The sequence below is a fragment of the Bacteroides sp. RTP31139st1_H2_RTP31139_211217 genome (assembly GCF_040227615.1).
Classification (GTDB): Bacteria; Bacteroidota; Bacteroidia; order Bacteroidales; family Bacteroidaceae; genus Bacteroides; species Bacteroides uniformis.
On the sequence record NZ_JBCNZM010000002.1, the window covers coordinates 8,962 to 14,792 of the forward strand.

6 protein-coding genes and 1 pseudogene are annotated in these 5,831 nt (G+C 47.6%); 6 read left to right on the forward strand and 1 reads right to left on the reverse strand.

What is annotated here, in order from left to right:
* Nucleotides 1-876: substrate-binding domain-containing protein (locus ABUA47_RS00455; RefSeq protein WP_349831367.1), on the forward strand; the 876-nt coding region annotated here is incomplete at its 5' end.
* Between the two features lie 5 nt (nt 877-881).
* On the forward strand, nt 882-2,327 hold the full coding sequence (locus ABUA47_RS00460; RefSeq protein WP_009037282.1) for a tetratricopeptide repeat protein: 1,446 nt from the start codon (nt 882-884) through the stop codon (nt 2,325-2,327).
* A gap of 47 nt (nt 2,328-2,374) precedes the next feature.
* Here the strand turns inward: ABUA47_RS00460 and ABUA47_RS00465 are convergent, their stop codons facing one another.
* Entirely contained in the window at nt 2,375-3,298 is a 924-nt protein-coding gene (locus ABUA47_RS00465; RefSeq protein WP_008665930.1) for a helix-turn-helix domain-containing protein, read from the reverse strand.
* 246 nt (nt 3,299-3,544) lie between these two features.
* On the opposite strand from ABUA47_RS00465, the gene ABUA47_RS00470 reads away from it, so the two are divergent.
* The 4 genes and pseudogenes from ABUA47_RS00470 to ABUA47_RS00485 all read left to right on the forward strand — a co-directional run.
* A complete protein-coding gene (locus tag ABUA47_RS00470; protein ID WP_005828621.1) occupies nt 3,545-4,396 on the forward strand; it encodes an ATP-binding cassette domain-containing protein in 852 nt (283 codons plus the stop codon).
* On the forward strand, nt 4,396-5,226 hold the full coding sequence (locus tag ABUA47_RS00475) for a hypothetical protein (protein WP_035450294.1): 831 nt from the start codon (nt 4,396-4,398) through the stop codon (nt 5,224-5,226). The genes ABUA47_RS00470 and ABUA47_RS00475 overlap by 1 nt, the downstream gene beginning before the upstream one ends.
* Nucleotides 5,227-5,228: 2 nt before the next feature.
* Nucleotides 5,229-5,597, forward strand: a complete 369-nt coding sequence (locus tag ABUA47_RS00480; RefSeq protein WP_005828614.1) for a GntR family transcriptional regulator — start codon at nt 5,229-5,231, stop codon at nt 5,595-5,597.
* Between the two features lie 12 nt (nt 5,598-5,609).
* Nucleotides 5,610-5,831, forward strand: a pseudogene (locus ABUA47_RS00485) (hypothetical protein); the annotation flags it as partial.

Sequence of the window (5,831 nt, forward strand, 5' to 3'; positions counted from 1 at the left end):
CCCAAGGACGGACAAACGGATACGTATACCTCCGGTGTGATTGCAATTGCTGCGGACGAAAGTTTCCAGCCTATTGTGCAGGAAGAAATTGACGTGTTCGAAGGACTGTTCCCCTTGGCAGGAATTGTGCCCCGTTATGTGACGGAAGTCGATGCCGTCAACCTCTTGCTCAAGGACAGTCTGCGGTTGGCAATAACCAGTCGCAGACTGACTCCCGAAGAGATGAATTCCTTCAATAGCCGGAAGTTTTTTCCGCAGGAGATAAAGATTGCTACGGACGGGCTGGCATTGATAACCCATCTTGGCAATCCAGATTCATTGATTAGTGTGAAGGACATCCGCCGCATCCTGACGGGTGATGCGAAGCAGTGGAAAGATATCTATCCGGCTTCCCGTCTGGGGGATATCAGTCTTGTGTTTGACAACAAGAACTCCAGTACCGTACGTTTTGCTGTCGATTCCATCTGTAAGGGTGTACCGCTTTCCAGTCAGTTGAAAGCGTTGAAAACCAATAGGGAGGTGATTGACTACGTGGCCCGCACGCCTGATGCCATCGGTATTATCGGCGTGAACTGGCTGAGCGACCGGAATGACAGTACGGGGCTCTCTTTCAGTAAAGAGGTGCGGCTGATGTCCGTCAGTGCTGCTGACAAGGCCATGCCGGACAACAGTTACAAACCCTATCAGGCGTATTTGTATTACGGTGATTATCCGTTGGCACGCAGCATCTATGCCTTGTTGAATGATCCGCGGAGCGCACTTCCGTGGGGATTTGCCTCTTTCCTCGCTTCCGACCGGGGACAGCGGATTATATTGAAGTCGGGATTGGTCCCCGCCACCCAACCGGTGCGCGTGGTGAACGTCAAGGATGAATAACTAAAATGAATGCTAACATGAAACGTAGATTTGTATTTTGTTTGGGAGCGATGCTGTTTGCAGGTACGCTCGCCGCACAAACGCCGGTGCCCGAATGGCAGGCGGGGGTGGATAAAGTAAAAAGTCTGATAAAGACGAATCCGGAGCAGGCTTCCGACGCAGCCGGAGAACTGCTGAAGGGCAAGAACAAGAAAAATGTGGAGCTTGTGACTTCCGTGGCCCGTGCCTATCTGGATGTAGGACAGCTGAAAGAGGCGGAAACCTATCTGGAGATGGCAAGAAAGGCCGACAACAAGGCTCCGGCAGTTTCTGTACTCGAGGGTGACATCGCTTTTGCCCGGAAAGATATCGGAAAGGCATGCCAGCTTTATGAGCAAGCCATCTATTTTGATTCGAATTATAAGGATGCGTATCTGAAATATGCGCAGGCATACAAGTCTGCCAGTCCTTCGCAGGCCATAGAGAAGCTGAACCAGCTGAAGGCCATAGCTCCGGATTGCCTGGAAGCAGACAAGGAGCTGGCGGAAGTGTATTACGCCACCAACCGTTTTGGCAAGGCTGCCGACACCTATGCCAAGTTCATCGATACTCCCGTGGCTACGGAAGATGACATCCTGAAATATGCTTTTGCACTATTCCTGAACCACGACTTCGAGAAATCCTTGGCGGTGGCGCAGAAAGGTTTGCAGAAGAATGCCCGCCATGCCGCATTCAACCGGCTTGTGATGTACAACAATGTCGACCTCAAGCGTTATGACGAGGCAGAGAAGGCTGCCGATGCTTTCTTCAATGCTTCGGATAATGCCGATTATTCATGCTTGGATTACCGCTATCACGGTGCTCTGTTGAGTGCTCTGAAGAAATATGACCAGGCCATTGAGGAATATGGTAAGGCATTGGAGAAGGATGAGAGTCAGGTGGATTTGTGGCGTGAGATTGCCGATGCTTATGAATTGAAAAACGACTATACCCAAGCCATTGCTGCTTATAAAAAGTACTATGACTCGCTGGCACAAGATAAAAAGACGTCCGAAAACTTATTCCAGTTAGGGCGTCTGTACTACGGAGAGGGTACGTCCTCGGACACTCTCTCCGTTCAGTCTGCCGACCGCATGGCGGCATTGCAGGCTGCCGACTCTGTGTTCGCACTTGTTGCCGAACAAGCTCCCGACAGTTATTTGGGAGATATGTGGCGCGCCCGCACACACTCTGCCATGGACCCCGAAACTACAGAGGGATTGGCGAAACCTTATTACGAGAAGGTGGTGGACGTACTGCTTGCCAAAAACGAACCGAGGTACAACTCTGCATTGATAGAGTGTTACAGTTATCTGGGCTACTACTATCTGTTGAAGAGTGACTATGCTACTTCGAAAGAGTACTGGAATAAAATTCTGGCTATCGACCCCACCAATGCCACAGCAAACAAGGCATTGGACGGCATCAAATAGCAATAATTTTAGTTGTTTGTCGTGTCGGGAGGAGTGGAGAGTGATTCTTAGCTCCTCCTTTTTTGTTGCAGGGTCCCCCTTGGAGGCAGTGATTGCTTGCGGTAGTCCGTGGGTGAAGTGCCTAAGTGTGTCTTCACATACTTCCCGAAAAAGGAGATGTTGGGGAAATCCTGATGCTCGGAAATCTCCTTGATAGACTTATTGGAATACTTCAGAAAATATTTGATGTCTTCGACCACATAATCGTTTATCCACTCGAAGGCTGTCTTTCCGCTGACCTTTTTGCAGACGGTGGAAAGATATTTGGGAGTAACACACAGCTTACCCGCATAATAGGAAATAGAACGTTTTTTCACCTCGGTGCAGGCCAGCAGGTCGAGGAATCTCTTGAATAGAATGTTGCTCCGCTTCACCATTTGGCTTTCGGGAGGGGTGCTCAACTGGTTTAAATCTGCCAGCAGCTCATACAGCATGGTGCGTATCAGCGACCTGATGACTTCTTTGTAGTAGGGCTGCTCCGCTTGTTTCATTCGGGCACGTATCACCTTATAGTATAAATCGAACAGTTGCACTCTGTCCTTGTCAATGCGTACTACCGGATTCTGGCTGATATAGAAAGCCTTGTTCCATATGTCACTACTTTTATGAAGGTACTTCTGTGTAATCTGGGTCGACAGACAGAACATGGCGCCCTTGAAGTCGGAACTGGTTGTGCAATTGCTCAGAATCATATTGGGCATACAAATCAGCATCTCACCGGGGTAGATAGCATATTTTTGGGTATTGATGTTTATCTGCAGTCTTCCTTTTACACAGACCACATAGATGTTTGCATTCAACTTGAAATACTTGTTGAAAAGCAAGTTCTTGAAATCTCCAAGTATAGCAATATCGTTGTCGGTATAGTCCGTACTTGTATATTCTGCTATATTGTATGTGTTAAGTTGGTAAATCTTTTCTTCGTTTTTCATATTCATGTCTTTAGCTCCTTTGCAAATGTAAAGCAAGTGGCAGGAAATATAGAGTCCTAAATGGATACAGAAGTGTCCTAATCTTCTTGCGTGTGAGGCTAATTTCGAACCAAAGAATAGAATTGTTCCTTTTTCTGAGCATTTTTTTTCTTGAAACGCTTGTCGTATTGAAAAGAATGTCTACTTTTGCGGTGTACTATTATACTAATACACATAAACAATAAGATATTTAATTCATCCAAGCGTATGTTACAAGTAGAAAACATTTCATTTAGTTATCGCAAGGGGCGGAAAGAAGTCCTGAGCGATTTTTCACTTTCGCTGGAAGCCGGCCGGGTTTACGGTCTGTTGGGTAAGAACGGAGCCGGCAAGTCTACGTTGCTCTATCTGATGAGCGGTTTGTTGGCTCCCAAACGTGGGAGAGTGATGTATCATGATACCGACATGCGCCGCCGGTTGCCCGTCACGTTGCAGGACATGTTTCTGGTACCCGAGGAGTTCGAGCTGCCTCCTATTTCCTTGGTCAGCTATATTGAACTGAACAGTAAGTTCTATCCCCGTTTCAGCAAGGAAGACATGGTGAAGTACCTACATTTCTTCGAGATGGATATGGATGCTGATTTGGGAGCCTTGTCCATGGGGCAGAAAAAGAAAATCTTCATGAGTTTTGCGCTGGCCACCAATACTTCCCTGCTGCTGATGGATGAGCCTACCAATGGACTGGATATTCCGGGAAAGAGCCAGTTCCGCAAATTTCTGGCTTCGGGTATGTCGGACGACAAGACGATTGTCATTTCCACCCATCAGGTGCGTGACATTGACAAAGTACTGGACCATGTGCTGATTATGGACAACAGCCGCGTATTGCTGGACGAATCCACTGCCAGCATTTGCAGTAAGCTGTTCTTCTTGGAGAGTGACGACCGGGAGTTGGCTGCGACTGCCTTGTACACGCTTCCCTCCGTACAAGGCAATTTCTTGATGCTGCCCAATACGGAAGGTGAGGAATCGGAGATTAATCTTGAACTGCTGTTTGGCGCCGTACTTGCAGAGCCTGGGAAGATAGCGGAAATGTTTCACACTAAAACAAATGAATAATGATACGCGATACCTTTTTTAGTTTGCATCGCTTTGTGAACGTATGCCGCAAAGAGATGGTGGAGAATTGGAAGACCTATATACTCCGCTCGGTGATGGTCTACGGAATGTTGGCCATAGTCTTTGTCTGGAATGGATACTATCAGTATCACAATCTGGAAGCGGGAGCTGTGGGCATGGACCCTATCTGGGAGTTTGAGTCCAGATTCTTTCTTTGGGGACTTGTCATTTGGGGATGCATTAGCGCCTCGTTTACCATGGAAAGGATGAAAAGCAAGACGAGTCGTACCGTTGTGCTCATGACACCTGCCACCATGTTCGAGAAATTCTTTGCCCGCTGGCTGGTGGCTACCTGCGGCTTTATCTTGGTCTTTCTGATAGCTTTCAAGCTGGCGGACTTGACAAGAGTCGTCTTCTATCTTCTGGCCTACCCGGAGCTGCATGTCGTTCACTCCTTTCCGTTGTGGGAATTCTGCTGTAACACGAACTGTTTCTATGAGACGATAGGAAGCGGACCGGCTGTGGTGGGGATATTCCTGAGCTGCTACTTTTTCCTACAGTCTTTCTTCCTGCTGGGTAGTACGGTCTGGCCCAAAAATGCACTTATCAAGACTTTTGCGGCCGGTGTCTGCATCTTCGTTTCATATATCCTGATAGCTGTATTGTGCCTGAAGGCCATTCTGCCTAATAACTTCTTCATGACTGAGCCCTATATTGACAGAGAGGCATCGGGCGGCTGGCTGATTTTTATAACTTCGTTTTTCGCCCTTTTCAACTGGGTGCTTGCCTATTTCCGTTTCAAGGAGTCCGAAATCATTAATCGCTGGTAACTATGAACTTTAAGGAAAGCAAAGCCATCTACCTGCAAATAGCAGACCGCATTTGCGACGAGGTACTTCTCGGGCAATATCAGGAGGAAGAACGTATTCCTTCGGTACGGGAATATGCGGCTGTGGTAGAGGTCAACGCCAATACGGTGATGCGTTCGTACGACTACTTGCAGACGCAAGGAGTGATTTATAACAAGCGGGGTATCGGCTATTTTGTGTCGGTAGGTGCACGCAAGCTGATTCTCTCGTTGAGGAAAGAGTATTTTCTGAAGGAGGAAGTGGATTATTTCTTCAAGCAGATTTTCACGCTGGGCATCTCTGCCGAGGAGTTGTCCGGGATGTATCAGGAGTTTATCAAGAAACAAAAATAAAAGAAGACAGTTATGAAACGAACGACTTATATAATGATAGGAATGCTGGTTACCGGTGTGGCAATGGTATGCGGACTCATGTTCTATGTGGTGGACCGCAATGTCACTCAGAAAGATAATTTTATGGAAATCGGCGGAGAACGGAAAACGGTGCAGCTGCCCTCGTGCAGGGTGTTGAAGCTGACACAGCCTCCGGTGGTGTGGAAACAGAAAAAAGAAGGGATTGTGGAGGCA

What these genes read in the sequence shown, in the direction of transcription:
- ABUA47_RS00480 (WP_005828614.1), top strand. Translation starts at nt 5,229, where the DNA reads ATGAACTTTAAGGAAAGCAAAGCCATCTACCTGCAAATAGCAGACCGC.
- ABUA47_RS00470 (WP_005828621.1), top strand. Translation starts at nt 3,545, where the DNA reads ATGTTACAAGTAGAAAACATTTCATTTAGTTATCGCAAGGGGCGGAAA.
- ABUA47_RS00465 (WP_008665930.1), bottom strand. Translation starts at nt 3,298, where the DNA reads ATGAAAAACGAAGAAAAGATTTACCAACTTAACACATACAATATAGCA.
- ABUA47_RS00460 (WP_009037282.1), top strand. Translation starts at nt 882, where the DNA reads ATGAATGCTAACATGAAACGTAGATTTGTATTTTGTTTGGGAGCGATG.
- ABUA47_RS00475 (WP_035450294.1), top strand. Translation starts at nt 4,396, where the DNA reads ATGATACGCGATACCTTTTTTAGTTTGCATCGCTTTGTGAACGTATGC.